This window comes from Actinokineospora auranticolor (assembly GCF_002934265.1).
GTDB lineage: Bacteria > Actinomycetota > Actinomycetes > Mycobacteriales > Pseudonocardiaceae > Actinokineospora > Actinokineospora auranticolor.
Window position 1 is genome coordinate 302,310 of the sequence record NZ_PTIX01000005.1, and the last position, 19,789, is coordinate 322,098.

Consider the following 19,789-nt stretch of genomic DNA (forward strand, 5'->3'; position numbering starts at 1 on the left):
TTCCCCGGTGAGCGTTGAGCAGAAACTGCGCGACTACCTCAAGCGCGCGACGACCGACCTGCGCGAGGCCAACCGCCGGGTGCGCGAGTTGGAGGACCGGCGGGAGGAGCCCGTGGCCATCGTCGGCATGGCCTGCCGCTACCCGGGCGCCGCCGACCCGGAGGCGCTGTGGGAGCTGCTGCTCGCCGAGACCGACGCGGTCGGCCCGGTGCCCGCGGACCGGGGCTGGGACCTGGCGGAGTTGGCCGCGGCGGGCGCGGTCCCCGTCGGCGGCTTCCTCGACGACGTCGCGGGTTTCGACGCCGGGCTCTTCGGCATCTCACCGCGCGAGGCGCTGGCCATGGACCCCCAGCAGCGGTTGCTGCTGGAGTGCGCGTGGGCGGCGTTGGAGTCGGCGGGGCTCGACCCGACGGGGCTGGCCGGTTCGGACACGGGGGTGTTCGTCGGGACCAGCGGGCAGGACTACCCGGCACTGCTGGCGGCGTCGGGGGACGTGGCGGAGGTCGCCGGTCACATCGCCACGGGGACGTTGGCGTCCGTGCTCTCGGGTCGGGTCGCGTACGTGCTCGGCTTGGAGGGGCCGGCGCTGTCGGTGGACACGGCCTGTTCGTCGTCGCTGGTCGCGCTGCACCAGGCGGTCCAGTCGCTGCGGCGGGGGGAGTGCTCGGCGGCCCTGGTCGGCGGGGTGACGGTGATGTCGACGCCGGGGGCGTTCCTGGAGTTCGGTCGTCAGGGCACTTTGGCCGCCGACGGCCGCTGCAAGCCCTTCGCCGAGGGCGCCGACGGCATCGCGTGGGCGGAGGGCGTCGGCGTCCTGGTCGTCCAGCGCCTGTCCGACGCCCGCCGCGCGGGCCGCCCCGTCCTGGCCACGGTCCTCGGCTCCGCCGTGAACTCCGACGGCGCCTCCAACGGCCTGACCGCCCCCAACGGCCCGTCACAGCAACGGGTCATCACCCGGGCACTCGCGGACGCCGGGCTGTCTTCGTCCGATGTGGACTTCGTCGAAGCGCACGGCACCGGGACCGCGCTGGGCGACCCGATCGAGGCGCAGGCCCTCCTGGCGACCTACGGCCAGGACCGCGACCGGTCCCTCTGGCTCGGCTCGGTGAAGTCGAACATCGGCCACTCCCAGGCGGCGGCCGGCCTCGCGGGCGTGATCAAGACCGTCTTCGCCCTGCGCGAGGCGCAACTCCCCGCGACCCTCCACGCCACCCAACCCACCACCCGGGTCGACTGGAGTTCGGGCGCGGTGGAACTGGTGCGGGAGCGGCGGGCGTGGCCCGAGGTCGACCGACCGCGCCGGGCGGCGGTGTCGTCGTTCGGGGTCAGCGGGACGAACGCGCACGTGATCCTGGAACAGGGGGACGCGGCGGAGGTCGTCGAGTCCGAAGAGGTCGAGGTGGTGCCGTTGGTGCTGTCGGCGGCCTCGGAGGAGGCGCTGCGCGAGTACGCCGCACGGCTGAGGGGTATGCCTCCGGCCCCCGATATCGATGCTACCGGGCAGCACCGACAGAACCCGAACAAGACGATCAAGCCTGTGGACAACTCGACCCCGGAAGACCGCGGGGCGACCGCTACCGCGAGTGGTGCGCGGGAAATGGCAGGTGGGAACGCGGGCGGTGGTGTGGTTTCCGGGGTGTCGGGGGCCGATCACGGGAGCCGGACCGTTGCGTCGTGGGTGGGCCGTGCGGGCCAGGAGGATCACGACGTGGAGCCGGGGGCGACCGCTATGGCTCTTGGTGCGCGGGAAGCGGTAGCGGGGAATGTCGGGGGCGGTGCGGTTTCCGGGGTGTCGGGAGCAGACCTCGGGAGTCCGACGTCCGCACGCCGCGCGGGTGGGATCTCGGTTGCCGATCTCGGGTTCTCGCTCGCCACGACGCGGGCGCGGTTGGGGTATCGGGCGGTGGTGGTCGGGCTCGGTGCCGCTGGGCTCGACGTCGTTGCCGCGGGCACCTTGAGGGACGGGGTCGTCGAGGGCGTCGCGGACCTCGACGGGCGGGTCGTGTTCGTCTTCCCCGGGCAGGGTGCCCAGTGGATCGGCATGGCGCGGGAGCTCCTCGACACCTCCCCGGTCTTCGCCGCCCGCATCCGCGACTGCGAGGCCGCCCTGGCCCCGCACGTCGACTTCTCCCTGACCGCCGCCCTGCGCGGCGGCCCGGACGCGCCGTCGCTGGAGCGGGTGGACGTCGTGCAGCCCGCGCTGTTCGCGGTGATGGTCGCGCTGGCCGCCCTGTGGGCCGCGCACGGCGTCCACCCGGACGCGGTGATCGGGCACTCCCAGGGCGAGATCGCCGCCGCGCACGTCGCCGGGGCGTTGTCGCTGGCCGACGCCGCGAAGGTCGTCGCGGTGCGCAGCCGCGAGCTGACCGTCCTGCACGGCACCGGCGGCATGGCGTCCGTGCGCCTCCCGCTGGCCGACGTCGAGGCCGACCTGGCCGACGTGCCCGGCGTGTCCGTGGCCGCGATCAACGGCGCGTCGTCGATCGTCGTGGCGGGTGACCCGGCCGGGCTCGACGAACTCCAGGCCCGCTGGGACGCCCGCGACATCCGCAACCGCCGGATTCCCGTGGACTACGCCTCCCACTCGCCGCAGGTCGAGGCCATCCAGGACCGCCTGCGCGCCGAACTCGCCGACATCACACCCGGCCGCGCCACCACCCCGTTCCACTCCACGGTCACCGGCACCACCCTCGACGGCCCCGAACTCGACGGCGCGTACTGGTACCGCAACCTGCGCCAGGTAGTCCGCTTCGAACCGGTGGTCGAGTCGCTGCTGGACGCGGGCCACGACACCTTCGTCGAACTCAGCCCCCAGCCCGTGCTCACCATGGCCGTCCAGGAAACCATCGACGCCAAGGACGCCCGCGCCGTCACCACCGGCACCCTCCGCCGCGACGACGGCGGCTACCGCCGGTTCCTCACCTCCGCCGCCGAGATCCACGTCCGCGGCGCCACCGTCGACTGGACCCCCGCGTTCCCCAAGGCGACCGCCATCCCGCTGCCGACGTACCCGTTCCGGCACCGCCGCTTCTGGCCGACCCCCGCCACCGCCCGCCAGGACGCGACCGCACTCGGCCTCACCCCCCTCACCGACCACGCCATCCTCGGCGCAGCGGTCCCACTCGCGGGCGGCGGCCACGTGCTGTCCGGCCGAGTCTCACTCGCCACCCACCCGTGGCTCGCCGACCACACCGTCGGCGGCACGGTGGTCTACCCCGGCACCGGCTTCGTCGACCTCGCCCTCCGCGCAGGCGACATCCTCGCCCGCGACGCGATCGCCGACCTCACCCTGGTAGCACCCCTCCTCCTCCCGGAGACAGGCGCCACCCGCCTCCAGGTCACCCTCGATGGCGACACCATCACCATCCACTCCCACCCCGAGGACGCGGACCCCCACACCCCCTGGACCCTCCACGCCACCGGCACCCTGGCCGAGTCAACACTCGCCGCCCTCCCGACCCAACCAGCGGACGCGTCCCAACCGGAGACCCTCTCCGCAATGTCCACGCTGGACTCATCCTCGGGAACTGCTTCGGTCGCCGCGACCGGCGCCATCGGAACTCTCGCCGAGTCCACGGCGGAGTCGAAGCTGGCCGCCGCCCATCCGGTCGAACCGGCTGACACATCCCGACTCAAAGCGTCCACACTGGACTATCCGCCGCGAGAAGTGTCGATCGACGCCCCCGATCGCCGGGCCGGTTCCGCGCCCGACTCGTCGTCCCGTGGCCAAGAGGTTGCCGAGCGCTCTGTTGGCTCCGCGGTTCCGTTTGCTCCTCGGCCTCCTGAGGACGCCCGCGCGCTCGACACCACAGCCTCACGGCCGCGGGGTGCTTCGCCCGGCGCCCCCGATCACCACGCCGGTGCCACATCTGACTTGTCGCCTCGTGATCCTGAGGTCGTCGAGCACTCCGCTGGCACCCCAGCTCCTTTCGCGTCGGGGCCTCCCGAGAACGTGCCCCCGCCCGATGCCGCGGGTCGCCGGGCCGGTTCCGACTCGTCGTCTCGTGGCCGTGGTGCCGTCCAGCACCCCCTCGCCTCCGCGCCGTGGCCTCCCGCGAATGCCTGCCCGCTCGACACCACCGACTTCTACGCCGGCCTAGCCGCCGCGGGCCTCGCCTACGGCCCCCTCTTCCGCGGCCTCACCGCCGCCTGGACCCACGACGACTCCCTCTACCTCGACGTCACCCTCCCCGACGCCGCCGCCCGCGCCCACCACGTCCTCCACCCCGCCCTCCTCGACGCCGCCCTCCAGGGCATCGCCCTCGCCGCTGACGGCCCCGCCCGCGTCCCCTTCTCCTTCGACGGCGTCACCCTGCACGCCACCGGCGCGAGCCGCCTCCGCGTCCGGCTCACCCCCACCACCCCCGACGCCGTCGAGCTCACCGCCGTCGACGACACCGGCGCCCCGGTCCTCACCATCGCCGCCGTGAGCCTCCGCCCCGTCGACCCGGCGGCGTTCACGGCCACCGCCGAGCCGCTCCTCGAGCCCCGGTGGACCCCGGTCGAGCTACCGGTCGCCGAGCACGCGTCCGACGCGCGTGTCCTCACCGTCACCGGCGGCGACCCGAGGGTCCAGCTCCACAAGACGTTGGCCGCCATCCACGACACCCTCTCCGGTGATGGCAGGCTCGTCGTCCGCACCACCACGCGGGACATCGCGTCCGCCGCTGTCCTCGGGCTCGTGCGCTCGGCCGCGACCGAGAACCCCGGCCGGATCGTCGCGGTCGACTCGGACGCGGAGTCGTCGCACCTGCTGCCCGCCGCCCTCGCCTCCGGGCTGCCCGAGGTCGCGCTGCGCGGGGGGACCGCCCACGTCCGGCGGCTGGTCCGGCTCGCGGGGGCGCCGGGGAAACGGCCGATCAAGGACGGCACCGTGCTGATCACCGGCGGCACCGGGCACCTCGGCGGCCTGCTCGCCCAGCACCTGCGCACCCGCCACGGCGTCCGGGACGTGCTCCTGCTCAGCCGCACCGGCCGCGCCCCGAACACCGAACCGGGCGTGCGCGCCCTGGCCTGCGACGTCACCGACCGCGGCGCGCTCGCCGCCGCCATCGCCGACGCCGGACCGATCGCCGCCGTCTTCCACGCGGCCGGGGTGCTGGACGACGCCGTCGTCACCGGCCTCACCCCCGACCGCGTCGACCACGTCCTCTCCGCCAAGCTCGACGCCGCCCAGTGGCTGCACGAGCTGACGCTGCCCCACGACCCCAGCCACTTCGTGCTGTTCTCGTCCGTGGCGGGTCTCCTCGGCAGCGCCGGGCAGGGCAACCACGCCGCCGCCAACGCCGCACTCGACGCGTTCGCCGAGTACCGGCACAGCCTCGGCCTGCCCGCGACCTCACTCGCCTGGGGACCCTGGGAGGGCGGCAAAGTAGGCGCGCTCACCACCACCGACACCGCCCGCATGGCCCGCTCCGGCCTGCGACTGCTCACCGCCACCAGCGGCATGGCCCTGCTCGACACCGCGCTGGACAGCGACCGCCCCATCCTGGCCCCCGTCCTCGTCGGCGGCCCCGCCACCATCCCCGACCAGGTCCCACCCCTCCTGCGCGGCCTCATCGGCACCCCCCGCCGCCAAGCGCGGACCGCGGACACCCCCAAACCGAACGACCTGGCGGCGACCCTCGCCGCACTCCCCGAAGACGAACGCCACACCACCCTGACCGACATCGTCCGCCGCCAGGTGGCGGCCGTCCTCGGCCACGACTCGATCCGCGAGATAGGCCACCGCCGCACCTTCAAGGACCTCGGCTTCGACTCCCTCACGGCGGTGGACCTCCGCAACCGCCTGGCCACGACCACCGGCCTGCGCCTGCGCGCCTCCCTGGTCTTCGACTACCCGGACGTCACCACGCTCACCGCGCACCTCCTCAAGAACCTGACCCGATCCGCCGCCGACCCCACTCGCGCCACTCGTGGCCGCACCGCCGAACCCGCGCACGCTGCCGGCTCCGCCGGGGCCACCCGCTCCGTCGATGCCGCGCACGCTACCGATTCCGTCGGGTCCGGCCGCATTGGCGATGCCGCCCGCGCTGCCGGCTCCGCCGGGGCGACCCGCTCCGTCGATGCCGCGCACGCTGCCGGCTCTGCTGGGGCCACCCACTCCGCCGATGCCGCCCGCGTTGCCGGCTCCGCCGGGGCCACCCACTCCGCCGACGCCGCAGACGCTGCCAGCTCTGCTGGGTCCGGCCACTCCGTCGATGCCGCGCACGCTACCGATTCCGTCGGGTCCGGCCGCATTGGCGATGCCGCCCGCGCTGCCGGCTCCGCTGGGTCCGGCCACTCCGCTGGGCCTGTCCGCACTGTCGACCCCTCTGGACTCGGCAGTCCCGCCGCTCCTACCGAGCCCGGCCGCGCAGCCGAGTTCGCAGGCACCACCCAATCCGCCGAGCCCAGCCTCGTCGCCAACCCCGCCTGGCATGGCCGCACCGCCCAGCCCGCGCGCGTCGCCGACTCCGCCGAGCCCACCCGCACCGCCGACCCCGCTCCGAACCCCGCGCAGCCCAACGAGCCCGCCGAGGCCAAGCTCACCCAGGCCACCCGGCCCCACACCTCGTCCCCGGCCGCCGATTTCGGGCAGCCGCCAGCCGAGCAGCCCGGGGAGCCCCCGGTTTTCCATTCTACCGCGCAGGACCGACGAAACGGGCAGGTCAGCGAGCCGCCTGTGGATAACTCCCCAGGGGCGATCGCGATTGTCGGGATGGCGTGTCGGTTCCCCGGTGGGGTCGACTCGCCTGCCGCGTTGTGGGAGTTGGTCGAGGCGGAGGTCGACGCGATCGGGCCGTTCCCGAGCGACCGGGGGTGGGCCGCCACCGACGGGCTCGGTGGGTTCGTGCACACCGCCGCCGAGTTCGACGCCGAGTTCTTCGGGATCTCTCCCCGTGAGGCCACCGCGATGGACCCGCAGCAGCGGTGGTTGCTGGAGTGCACCTGGGAGGCGTTGGAGCGGGCCGGGGTCGACCCGCACGGGTTGCGGGACAGCGATGCCGGGGTGTTCGCCGGTCTGTCCCACTCGGTGTACCAATCCGCCGGGGGAGGGCTGGGGGAGGCCAGTGGCTTCGCCGTCACCGGGACGTCGCCGAGTGTCGCCTCCGGCCGCATCGCCTACGTGCTCGGCACCCAAGGTCCCACGATGTCGGTCGACACCGCCTGCTCCTCCTCCCTCGTCGCCCTCCACCTCGCCGTGCGGGCGCTGCGGGCGGGCGAGTGCGGGCTGGCCATCGTCGGCGGCGTCGCGGTGATGGCCACCGACGGCCTGTTCGCCGAGTTCGAGATGCAGGGCGGACTCGCCGCTGACGGGCGGTGCAAGGCGTTCGCCGACGCGGCCGACGGCACCAGTTGGGGTGAGGGCGCCGGTGTGCTGGTCGTGGAACGCCTCGAGGACGCCCACCGCGCCGGGCACGAGGTGCTGGCCGTCATCCGCGGCAGCGCCGTCAACTCCGACGGCACCTCCAACGGCCTCACCGCCCCCAACGGCCCCTCCCAGGAACGGGTCATCACCCGGGCCCTCGCCGACGCGGACCTCGCACCGTCCGAAGTGGACGCGGTCGAGGCGCACGGTACGGGCACCCGGCTGGGCGACCCGATCGAGGCGCAGGCCATCCTCGCCACCTACGGCCAGGACCGCGACCGCCCCCTCTGGCTCGGCTCGGTGAAGTCCAACATCGGCCACACCCAGGCCGCCGCGGGCATGGCCGGGCTGATCAAACTCGTCGAGTCCCTGCGTCACGGCACCCTCCCCAGGACGCTGCACGTCGACCGCCCCTCCACCCACGTCGACTGGACCGAAGGCGCCGTCGAGATCCTCACCGAGACCCGCCCCTGGCCCGCCACCGGACGTCCGCGCCGCGCCGCCATCTCGGCCTTCGGCATCGGCGGCACCAACGCCCACGTCATCCTCGAACACACCCCGACCCAACCCCCAACCCCCGCGGACCACGCCGAACCGGTGCCCCTGGTCCTCTCCGCCCGCACTCCCGCGGCCCTGAGCGACCAAGCGCGCGCCCTCAAAGAAACCCTTGCCAAGCAACAAAACTGGAACCGCACCGCAGTCGCGCACCGCATCACCACCACCCGCGCCCGCTTCGACCACCGAGCCGTCGTCCTCGCGAACGACAACGAATCCGTCCTGGACGGTCTCGCCGCCATAGCGGCGGGCGCACCGGAAATCCACGGCACGGCCCGCCCCGGTGCCCGACCGGTCTTCGTCTTCCCCGGCCAAGGCTCGCAATGGCCCGCCATGGCCGTGGAGCTCATGGCGCGCCCGGTCTTCCGCGCCGCCATCGAGGACTGCGCCACCGAGATCGACCGGTTCACCGACTGGTCCCTCCTCGACACCCTCACCCGCGCCGAACCCCTCGACCGCGTCGACGTCGTGCAACCCGCCCTCTTCGCCGTCATGGTCGCCCTCGCCCGCCTCTGGCGCGCCCACGGCGTCACCCCGGGCGCCGTGATCGGCCACTCCCAGGGCGAGATCGCCGCCGCGCACGTCGCGGGCGCCCTGTCCCTGCGCGACGCGGCCAAGGTCGTCACACGTCGATCCCAGGCCCTGCGCGCGCTCAGCGGTCAAGGCGGCATGGTGTCGGTCACCCTCTCGGCGGCCCGCGTCGAGGAACTCCTCACCGCCGGGCTCTCGGTAGCCGCGACAAATGGTCCACAATCGACAGTCGTGTCCGGTGACGCCGAAGCCATCACCGCGTTCCTCGCCGAGTGCGAGAAACGAGACGTGCGGGCGAAACGCGTCCCCGTCGACTACGCCTCGCACTCCGCGCACGTCGAACGCATCCACAGCGAGCTTCTGACCACTTTGGACGACATCCGACCCCGAACCGGCGACATCCCCTTCTACTCGACCGTTCGCGGTCGCCGAATCGACACCGCCGAACTGACCACGGCCTACTGGTACGACAACCTCCGCCTCCCCGTCCGCTTCGACGAGGTCGTGCGCGCCCTCCTCGACCGCGACCACAACGTCTTCCTGGAGATGAGCCCCCACCCCGTCCTGACCTTCGGTGTCGAGGGCACGATCGACGACGTCGACGCCCCCGCCGCCGCCCTGGGCACCCTGCGCCGCGACCACGGCGGCCCGGACGAGTTCCGCGCCGCGCTCGCCCGCGCCCACGCCCACGGCGTCGAGCCGGACTGGGCCACCCTCTTCCCCGCGAACCCCACCGGCCCGGTCCCGGACCTGCCCACGTACCGGTTCCAGCGCAAGCACTTCTGGCCGCGCGGCTCGGCCGCGGCGCCCACGGCCCCCGACCCGAGCGGCCACCCGTTCGTCCGCGACGTCGTCGACCTCCCCGGCACCGACGGCCTCGTCCTCCGGGGCCGGGTCTCCACCGCCACCCACCCCTGGCTGGCCGACCACGCCGTCAGCGGCACGGTCCTGTTCCCCGGCACGGCCTTCGTCGAACTCGCCACGACCGCCGCCGCCCGCGCGGGCCACCCCCACCTCGACGAACTCACCCTCGCCGCCCCGCTCGTCCTCCCGCCCGGCGCGACCGTCGACCTCCAGGTCTCCGTCGGCGCCCCGGACGACGGGCGCCGCCCCGTCGAGCTCTTCTCCCGGCCCGCCGACGCCCCCGACGGCACACCGTGGACCCGGCACGCCGCGGGCCACGCCACCCGGCAGGCCGGACCGGCGGCCGACTTCCCCTGGCCCCCGACCGGCGCCACCGAGATCGACGTCCCCGCCCTCTACGCCGCCGTGGCCCAAGCGGGCCTGCACTACGGCCCGTCCTTCGCCGGGCTGCGCCAAGCCTGGCGGCGCGGCCGGGAACTGTTCGCCGAAGTGGCCCTGCCCGAGCAGGACGAGCACACCGCGCGCGGATTCCGGCTGCACCCGGCCCTCTTCGACGCCGCGCTGCACGCGCTCGGCGCACCCGGCGACACCCCGGACCCGGACGCCCGCGTCGCGCTCCCGTTCTCCTGGACCGGCGCGCACCTCGCCGACACCGGCCGCGCCACCGCCCGGGTCCGCCTCGCCCGCGCCGACGACGGCGCCGTCACCATCACCCTCGCCGACGACCTCGGCCAGGTGATCGCCCACGTCGACGCCCTGGTCCTGCGCCCGGTCGACCCCGCCCGGCTGACCGCGGGCAGCCGCGCGGCCGGCGGGCTCCTCGGTGTGGAGTGGACACCCGTCGACCTGCCCCCGGCCCCCGGACCGGTCCCGCTGCGGATCGTCACGCTGGAATCCGGGTCCCCAGCGGACAGTGCTGTCCGCGCACTCGAACTCGTCCGCGAACCCCACGCGGAACACCTGGCCATCGTGACCGGGAACGCCGTCGCGGGGGCGCGCCCCGACCCGGCGCTCGCCGCCGCCTGGGGTCTGGTGCGGTCCGCGCAGACCGAGCAGCCCGACCGGTTCCTGCTCGTCGACACCGACGGCCCCACCCCGCACGACACCCTCGCCCGGGCCATCGCGGCGGGGGAGACCCAGCTCGCGCTCCGCGCCGGACGGCCGCACGTCCCCAGGCTCACCCCGCTGCCCCCGGCGGAACCGCGGCCGTTCACCCCGGCGGGCACGGTCCTCATCACCGGCGGCACCGGCGGGCTCGGCGCCCGCGTCGCCCGGCACCTCGTCACCGCGCACGGCGTCCGCTCGCTCGTCCTGCTCAGCCGCCGCGGCCCGGACGCGCCCGGCGCGGCCGAGCTGGTGGCCGAGCTGCCCGCGATCTCGATCGTCGCCTGCGACGTCACCGACCGGGACCGGCTGGCCGCGGTCCTCGCCGAGCACCGGCCGACCACCGTCATCCACACCGCGGGCGCCCTCGACGACGGCGTCATCGGGTCCCTCGACCGCGACCGCGTCGAGCGGGTGTTCGCCGCCAAGGTCCAGGGCGCGCTCAACCTGCACGACCTCGCCACCGACGTGGACCGCTTCATCCTGTTCTCCTCCGCCGCGGGCGTCCTCGGCGGCGCGGGCCAGGGCAACTACGCCGCCGCCAACGCCGCCATCGAAGCCCTCGCCCAGCGCCGCCGCGCCGACGGGCTGCCCGCCACCGCCATCGCCTGGGGGCCGTGGGCTTCGGCCACCGAACTGACCGGCGGACTCGGCGAAGCGGGCCTGGCCCGGCTCGCCCGCGCGGGCACCATCCCCCTGACCGACGACGACGGGCTCGCGCTGTTCGACCGCGCCCTGGCCGCCGACGCCCCGGTCGTCGTCGCCACCCGCCTCGACCTGTCCGCCCTCCGGGCCCGGGGCCCCGCGCCGATCTGGCACCGGCTCGTCCCACCCACCACCGCCGCCGCCCAGCCGAAGTCCGTCGCGGACGACCTCAGGGCGATGCCCGCGGCGAAGCGGGCCGAGGCACTGGCCGCGCTGCTCCGGTCGCACGTCGCCGACGTGCTCGGCTTCACCGCGGCCGACGAGATCGACGAGCAGCGCCCCTTCCGCGACCTCGGCTTCGACTCCCTCACCGCCGTCGAACTCCGCAACCGCCTCACCGCCGCGACCGCCCTGCGCCTGCCGCCGACCCTGGTCTTCGACCACCCCACGCCCAAGGCGCTGGTGGCGCACCTGCTCGCGGAACTGGCCCCCGACCAGGACTCCTCGGTCCTCGACGACCTGGACCGGCTCGAAACGGCCCTGTCCGGGCTCGACCGGGACGACCTCCTCCGCACCACCGCCCTGGCCCGGCTGACCGAGCTGATCGGCCGCTGGGGCACCCCCACCCCGACCGGCACCGCCGAACCCGTGGACGTCCCGGACGCGGACCTGTTCGAGGTGCTGGGACAGCGCTACGGAGCAGCCGATGCCGACTGAGGAGCAGTTGCGGTACTACCTGAAACGGGTCGTCGGCGACCTCGACGCCGCCACCGCCCGCGTCCGGGAGCTGGAGGAACGCGACACCGAGCCGATCGCCGTGGTCGGCATGGCCTGCCGGTTCCCCGGCGGGGTGCGCGGACCGGACGACCTGTGGCGGCTGGTCGCCGACGGCCGGGACGCGATCACCCCGTTCCCCGCCGACCGGGGCTGGGACCTCGAAGGGCTCTACCACCCCGACCCCGACCACCCCGGCACCTCGTACGCGCGCGAAGGCGGCTTCCTGCACGACGCCGCCGACTTCGACGCCGGGTTCTTCGGCATCTCCCCGACCGAGGCCCGCGCCATGGACCCGCAGCAGCGGCTGCTGCTGGAGGTCTCGTGGGAGGCCGTCGAACACGCGGGCATCGACCCGACCACGCTCCGCGAGAGCCGGACCGGGGTGTTCGCCGGCCTGATGTACCACGACTACGCGGCACTGCTCGCCCACGACGAGGGCGCCCAGGACCACGCGGGCACCGGCAACGCGGGCAGCGTCCTGTCCGGCCGCGTCGCCTACGCGCTCGGGCTGCAGGGCCCGGCGGTCACCATCGACACCGCCTGCTCGTCGTCCCTGGTCGCCCTGCACCTGGCGGCCCGGGCCCTGCGCGCGGGCGACGCGACGCTCGCGCTGGCGGGCGGGGTGTCGGTCATGGCCACCCCCGGCCTGTTCGTGTCCTTCACCAAGCAGCGCGGCCTCGCCCGCGACGGCCGGTGCAAACCGTTCTCCGACCACGCCGACGGCGCCGGGTTCGCCGAGGGCGTCGGCGTGCTGCTGCTGGAACGGCTCTCCGACGCGCGCCGCCACGGCCACCCCGTGCACGCGGTGGTCCGGGGCAGCGCCGTCAACTCCGACGGCGCCAGCAACGGCATCTCCGCGCCCAACGGGCCCGCGCAGCGGCGGGTCATCGCCCAGGCGCTCGCCGACGCGCGGATCGCCCCCGACACCGTCGACCTGATCGAGGCCCACGGCACCGGCACCACGCTCGGGGACCCGATCGAGGCGCAGGCCATCCTCGCCACGTACGGGCAGCACCGCGCGCGTCCGGCCCGGTTGGGGTCGATCAAGTCGAACCTCGGTCACACGCAGGCGGCGGCGGGCGTGGCGGGTGTCATCAAGGCGATCGAGGCGATGCGGCACGGCGTTCTGCCCGCGTCCCGGCACGCGGAGCACCCCACCACCAAGGTCGACTGGACCGCCGGGTCGGTGGAGTTGCTGGCCGCCGCGGAACCTTGGCCGGACACACCGGTTCGTCGAGCGGCGGTGTCTTCTTTCGGGATCAGCGGTACCAACGCTCATGTGATCCTCGAACAGCCGGAAACCGCCCCGGAGCCTGAGTTTTCCGTTGCGCGGGCGCCGATCCTGTTGTCCGGCAGGACTCCTGGTGGTGTGCGGGCGCAGGCCGCCGCGTTGCGGACGCACGTGCTCGACCGTCCCGACTTGTCGCTGTCCGACATCGGTCGGACTCTCGCGCTGCACCGCACCGCTTTCGAGCATCGGGCCGGGTTTGTCGCCGCCGGCCGTGAAGAGCTCCTTGACCGGCTGGGTGCTGTCGAGGAGACCACGCGGGCGCGCACCGGGAGCGGTGTGCTGTTCGTGTTCCCCGGCCAGGGGTCGCAGTGGGAGGGCATGGCCGGGCCGCTGCGCTCGGACCCCGTGTTCGCTCGACGCCTCGACGAGTGTGTCGAGGCGTTGGGGGAGTTCGTGGACTGGCCCGTGCTGGACGTCCTGCTCGGTGCTCCCGGGGCGCCGTCGCTGGACCGGATCGACGTCGTCCAGCCCGCGCTGTGGGCGATGATGGTGTCCCTCGCCGAGGTCTGGCGCGCGCACGGTGTCGCGCCGGACGCGGTCGTCGGGCACTCGCAAGGGGAGATCGCCGCTGCCTGCGTCGTCGGGGCGCTGAGTCTGCGTGACGGGGCGCGGATCGTCGCCAGGCGGAGCGGGTTCTGGCAGGAGTTGGCCGGGCTCGGCGGGATGCACGCGGTGTCGTTGCCCGCCGACGAGGTTGCCCGGCGGATCGAGCCGTGGGGCGGTGTCATCGCGGTTGCCGCCGACAACAGTCCTTATGCCACAACGGTTTCCGGAGAGGTTGGCGCGCTCGACGAACTCGCCGCCGAGTTGACGGCCGACGGGGTCGGGCACCGGCGCGTGCGGGGAATCGGGATCGCGGCGCACTCACCGCAGATCGACCGCTACCGCGACGCGCTGCGCGCCGAACTCGCCGTTGTGGCCCCGAAGGCGTCTGAGATCCCGCTGTACTCGACGGTCACCGGTGACCTGATCGACACCGGCCGGATGGACGCGGCCTACTGGTGGGACAACACCCGGGAGCCCGTCCGCTTCCACCAGGCCGTGCGCAAGGCGCTGGCGGGTGGGATCCACGGGTTCGTCGAGGTCAGCCCGCATCCGACGCTGCTGCCCGCGCTGGCGGAGGTCGCCCAGGACACGGGGGCGCGGGTCGCCGCCGCCGGAACGCTGCGCCGCCAGGACGGCGGGCCCGAACGCGTTCTGGCCGCGCTCACCGAGGCCCACGACCAGGGCATCGCGGTCGACTGGCGGACCGTGTTCCCCGGCGACCGGGTTCCCGCCGCGCTTCCGCCGTATGCCTTCCAGCACCGCCGCTACTGGCCGGAGATCGCCCCGCCGCAGTCGCCTGCTTGGCGCTACCGCGTCCGGTGGCGCCCCGTTCCCGTCGACCGCCCCGGCCGACCGGGCCGCTGGGCGATCATCGGCACGGCGGACCACCAGCCCATCGCCGAGGCGCTGCGACGACTCGGTGCCGACGTGGAGATCACCGCCGACGCCGAGCGGGCACTCGCCGAGTTCGACAACGCCCTCGCCCTGCCCGGCACGCTCCTCGACGCCGTGGCCCTCGTCCGCGCCCTCGACACCCCCGGCTCCGGCCGACTCTGGCTCGCCACTCGCCACGCGGTGTCCACTTCGGACTCGGCGCCGACTCCGGAGGCGGCCGCGATCTGGGGATTGGGTCGGGTGGCCGCGCTCGAACACCCCACCCGCTGGGGCGGTCTCGTCGACTTCCCCGAGGCCGCCGACGAGCGCACCTGGGACCTCCTCGCGCGGGCCGTGAACGCCACCGGCGAGGACCAGATCGCTGTCCGAGACGGACTCCTGGCTCGCAGGCTCGTCCCCGCCGCGCCGCGCGTCGGCGAACCGACCTGGTGTCCGAAGGGCACCGCGCTCGTCACCGGCGGCACGTCCGGGGTCGGCGCTCTCCTGGCCCGCTGGCTCGTCGGTCTGGGGACCCGCGACCTCATCCTCACCAGCCGTCGGGGCACGGACGCACCCGGTGCCGACGCACTCGCCGCGGACCTCCGCGCGGCGGGCGCGACCGTCCGGGTGATCTCCTGCGACATCGCCGACCGCGATGCCGTCGCCGCGCTGCTCGCCGACACCGACGTGCGCACCGTCGTCCACGCCGCCGGGGCGCTGACCTCGGCGCCCACGGTCGACATCGACGCGCGGCACCTCGCCGAGACCATGGCCGCCAAGGTCGACGGCGCCCGCCACCTGCACGAGCTGACCACCGACCTCGACGCGTTCATCCTCGTCTCCTCCGGCGCGGGCGTCTGGGGCGGCGCGGGCCAGGGTGCCTACGCCGCCGCCAACGCCTACCTCGACGCCTTGGCCGAACAGCGCCGCGCCCAGGGCCTCGCCGCCACCTCCGTGGCCTGGGGAGCCTGGGGCGGCGACGGCACCCTCGCCCGCGACCCGGCCATCGCCGACGCCTTGGCGCGGCGGGGCAACCGCATGATGGACCCGGACCGCGCCCTCGACGCGCTGCGCGGCGCCCTGCACGACGGCGACACCACCCTCGTCGTCGCCGACCTCGACTGGTCGCTGTTCGCCCCCACGTTCACCATCGGCCGCCCGTCCCCGCTCCTCGCCGAGATCCCCCGACCCGCCGCGCCCGCCGTCGAGCCCGTGGAGGACGTCACCGACATCCCCGCCCTGGTGCGCGGGCTCGTCGCGTCGGTCCTCGGCCACGCCTCACCCGCCGACCTGGACCCGGCGCGGAGCCTGCCGGAGGCGGGGTTCGACTCGCTCATGTCGATCCGCCTCCGCAACGCCATCGCCGCCGCCACCGGCAGGCAGCTGCGCGCCGACCTCGCCTTCGCGCACCCCAGCGTCGACGCCATCACCCGACTGCTCACCGACGCGGAGGAACCCGAACCCGCCACGGAACCGGACTCCCTGTACGCGTTCTTCCGGAGCTCGTGGGAACAGGGCCGCATCGGCGACGGCTACCGGCTGCTGACCGCCGCCGCCGACCTCCGCGCCAAGTTCGACACCGACGCGGGGGCGGCCAACCGCGTCCCGCCCGTCCGGCTGGCCCGGGGCAAGGCGGACCCGGTGATCATCCTGTTCAGCACGTATGTCGCCATCGGGGGCGTCCACGAGTACGTCCGGCTGGCCACGCCGTTCCGCGGCAGGCGCGAGGTCGCCGTCCTCCAACCCCCCGGCTTCGAACGCGACCACGCCCTCCCCCGGGACGTCGACGTCCTGCTCGGCACCCAGGCCGCCGCCGTGCTCGACTGCGCCGACGGCCGACCGTTCGTCCTGGCCGGGCTTTCCTCCGGCGGCACCATGGCCCACGCCATAGCCGCCCACCTCGAAGACCGCGGCCACCACCCCGCGGGTGTCGCCCTCCTGGACGTCTACTTCGAACCAACCGAGATCGCCACCCTCTTCGACGGCGACCTCGACGAGGGCATGTTCGAGCGAGAACACACCTGGACCCCGATGACCACCCCCCGCCTCACCGCCACCGCCCACTACCTGTCCCTCTTCGGCGGCTGGACACCCCCACCCATCTCCGCGCCGACCCTGCTCCTGCGCGCCGCGGAGCCCCACAGCCCGCCGCTGAGCGACAAACCGGAGGACTGGCAGGCGAGCTGGGACCTCCCGCACACCGCCGTCGACGTCCCCGGCACCCACTTCACCCTCGTCGAGGACCACGCCCCCACCACCGCCGAAGCCCTCGAACGCTGGATCCGCGACCTCCCCTGACACGACTGTGCCCCGCCACCGAGCAGGTGGCGGGGCACAGTCGTCGAGATCAGACGGTCTGCGGCACCGGAGTGATCGCGTCCAGTCGCCGGTACTGGTCGGACGACAGGGTGAACCGGGACGCTGCCTGGTTTTCCGCCAGGTGCGCCACCGACGACGTCCCCGGGATCAGCAGGATGGCGGGGGACCGGTGCAGCAGCCACGACAACGCCACCTGGGACGCCGTGGCCCCGAGTTCCCCGGCCACGTCCGCGATCGCGCCACCCCCGCGGGTCAGCGACCCCTTCCCGACCGGGTGCCAGGGGATGAACCCGATCCCCTCACGCTCGCAGTACTCCACCACCGCCTCGTGCTTGCGATCCGTCAGGTTGTAGCGGTTCTGCACGCTCACCACCGGCACGAACTCCCGCGCCGACCGCAGCTCCGCCACCGTCACCTCCGACAGCCCGACGTGCCGGACCTTCCCCTCCGACCGCAACTGCGCCAACACACCCAACTGCTCCGCCACCGGCACCAGCGGATCAATCCGGTGCAGCTGCAACAGGTCCAACCGCGCCACGCGCAGCCGGCGCAGGCTCAGCTCCACCTGTTGGCGCAGGTACTCCGGCCTGCCCAGCGGGACCCACACGCCCGGCGCCGGGCGGCACTGCCCCACCTTCGTCGCCACCACCAGCCGCGGCGCGTACGGGTGCAGGGTCGAGGCGATCAGCTCCTCGTTGCTCCCCGGACCGTACGCGTCGGCGGTGTCGATCAGGTCCACGCCCAGCTCCACCGCCCGCCGGAGGACGGCTCGGGCGGCGGGGACGTCCGGGGGAAGGCCCCAGCCGCCCTCGCCGGTCAGGCGGAGCGCGCCGAAGCCGGTGCGGTGGACCACCAGGTCGCCGCCCAGCGCGAAGGTGGCTGCCGTCACGCGGGCCGCCGGGCGTGGACCAGGTACATGGCCTGCTCCTCCGGGATCAGCGGGGCCGGGGTCACCACGACGTCGTACCCGCGCTCGGCCAGCAGCGACCGCACCGCGGCCAGGTTGCCGTCGAAGTCGTGCACCTCGACCACGAACGCCGCGGCCCGCGCCCAGTCCGCGTCGGAGAACCCGCGCAGGACCTCCAGCTCCGCGCCCTCGACGTCGATCTTCACCAGGTCGATCGGGCCGTCCTCGGCGCGGCCCGCCAGCACGGTCGCCACGGTCGTGACCGGCACCTCGATGGTGAGCGCGGTCTCCAGCAGCGCGATCAGCAACGTCTTCTGCTCCGGGTAGCGCGTCGAGTTCGCGGGCGCCTGCGGGTAGAAGGTGAACTCCGCCGTCGACTCCTCGGTGCCCAGCGCCACCGGGTACACCGTGACGCCGTCGAGCCCGTGCAGCTCGATGTTGCGGTGCAGGGCGCCGATGGTGCGCGGCATCGGCTCGAACGCCAGCACCGTCGCGCCCGGCCGGGCCCGCTTCACCGCGTACGAGAACATGCCGACGTTCGCGCCGATGTCGAGCACCAGCGCGTCCGGCGGCAGCTTCCCGATCTCCGCCGAGTAGGTGTCGCCCTCGAGGATCTCGGCGTACACGAACCGCAGCTCCAGGTAGTGCCCGTCGGGGTCGGTGGGCGCGTAGCACCGGTAGTCGGCCGACAGCTCCACGAGGCTGATGTCCTCGACCCCGACGGCACTGGTGTCACTCACAGTCTTCCTCCGTGACTCGTTGGATGACGTCCGCCGCGGCCCGTGCCCCGCCGGACAGGTCGATGTGCGCCCGCATCGCGGACAGCCGCCGGGCCGTGTCGGCGTCGCCCGCCACGGCGTCCACCGCCGCCCGCACCGCGACCCCCGACACCTCGGTGGCGGGCAGCCACCGGCCCAACCCCAGTTCGCCGACCCGGCGCGCGTTCGCGATGGCCTCCGGGTGGCTGGGCACCGCCACCACCGGCACCGCGTGCGCCAGCGACTCCATGACGCTGCCCATCCCCGCCTGGCTCACCGACGCCCGCGCGTGCGCCAGCACCTCGGGGTGCCGCAGCCAGCCGTGCGCCTCGATCGACGGCGGCAGCGGCCCCAGCGCGCCGGGGTCGAACCGGCCGCCCAGCGTGATCACCACGTGCCACGGCGACTCGGCGAAGGCCGCCACGCAGTCGGTGAACAGCGACAACCGGTCGTTGGACGTGGTGCCCAGCGACAGCAGCAGGACCGGCCGATCGTCCGCGGGCGGGCGCCAGCTCGGCGTCCCGTCCGGCGGTGCCAGGCAGGGGCCGACGAAGGTGTACCGGTCGCCGTACCGGTGGCTCTCGGGCTGGAAGTCCCTGGGCACGAACGCGACCGTCCGCTCGCCCGGCCGCGCGGTGAACGACTCGAACGACGTCCCCGGCACCCCGTGCGCGTCGAACAGCGACACCAGCGCCGCGCCGAAGGACACCAGCCGGTCCCACTCGGCGTCGTCGTCGCGGGCCCCGATCCGGACGCTGCCCGGGGTGAACGGCTCGCGGTCGATCGACGTCGGCACCAGCTGCACCGCGGGCACGCCGAGCCGCGCGGCGGTCACCCGCGCGGGCGCCCACAGCGCGGAGTCGAAGGCCACGACCGCGGGCGGGTCGGACTCCGCGTGCTCGACCACCGCCCGGGTCGCCTTGATGACGTCGAGGAAGACGTCCTTGCTCGCCTCCGCCCACTCCGCCTCGGTCAACCCCGCCAGCGACGGCAGTTCCGCCAGCGGCGGGTCGAACAGCACCGGTTCGGCACCGGCCGCCGCGACCTCGGGGGCGAACCGCCCGGACACCACCGCGCGGACCCGGTCGCCGCGCCGCGCCAGTTCGGCGATGACGGCGAGGTTCGGCCGCACGTGGCCGTGCGTGGGGTAGAGCAGGAACAGGACGTCGCGCTGCCGGGGCATAGGCCCGAACGGTAGCCGCGCCGATCACCGGATCCCCTGGCGCGCGGGGAAGTCTAGTGACCTTCCCATGATGCCGCTGGTCTGA

The 19,789-nt window shown here is 74.3% G+C and carries 4 protein-coding genes and 1 pseudogene; 2 read left to right on the plus strand and 3 right to left on the minus strand.

What is annotated here, in order from left to right; genetic code table 11:
* Positions 1–7 precede the first annotated feature (7 nt).
* Together CLV40_RS38900 and CLV40_RS12145 are read left to right on the plus strand one after the other, a co-directional pair.
* On the plus strand, positions 8–11,767 hold the full coding sequence (locus CLV40_RS38900; RefSeq protein WP_219823962.1) for a type I polyketide synthase: 11,760 nt from the start codon (positions 8–10) through the stop codon (positions 11,765–11,767).
* A pseudogene (locus tag CLV40_RS12145) lies at positions 11,760–16,835 on the plus strand (SDR family NAD(P)-dependent oxidoreductase); the annotation flags it as partial. The gene CLV40_RS38900 and the pseudogene CLV40_RS12145, both read left to right, overlap by 8 nt.
* Positions 16,836–16,884: 49 nt before the next feature.
* Here the strand turns inward: CLV40_RS12145 and CLV40_RS12150 are convergent.
* Genes CLV40_RS12150 through CLV40_RS12160 form a run of 3 tightly spaced genes read right to left on the minus strand, consistent with a single transcriptional unit; the run spans position 16,885 to position 19,704 of the window.
* Positions 16,885–17,745 (minus strand): aldo/keto reductase, encoded by an 861-nt coding sequence (locus CLV40_RS12150; RefSeq protein WP_104478954.1) that lies wholly within the window; start codon positions 17,743–17,745, stop codon positions 16,885–16,887.
* The gene (locus CLV40_RS12155) at positions 17,742–18,503 is read right to left on the minus strand and encodes an FkbM family methyltransferase (RefSeq protein ID WP_104478955.1); all 762 of its coding nucleotides are present in this window, start codon (positions 18,501–18,503) and stop codon (positions 17,742–17,744) included. Before CLV40_RS12155 ends, CLV40_RS12150 begins: the two co-directional genes overlap by 4 nt.
* On the minus strand, positions 18,496–19,704 hold the full coding sequence (locus CLV40_RS12160; protein ID WP_104478956.1) for a macrolide family glycosyltransferase: 1,209 nt from the start codon (positions 19,702–19,704) through the stop codon (positions 18,496–18,498). Before CLV40_RS12160 ends, CLV40_RS12155 begins: the two co-directional genes overlap by 8 nt.
* Between the last annotated feature and the right edge of the window lie 85 nt (positions 19,705–19,789).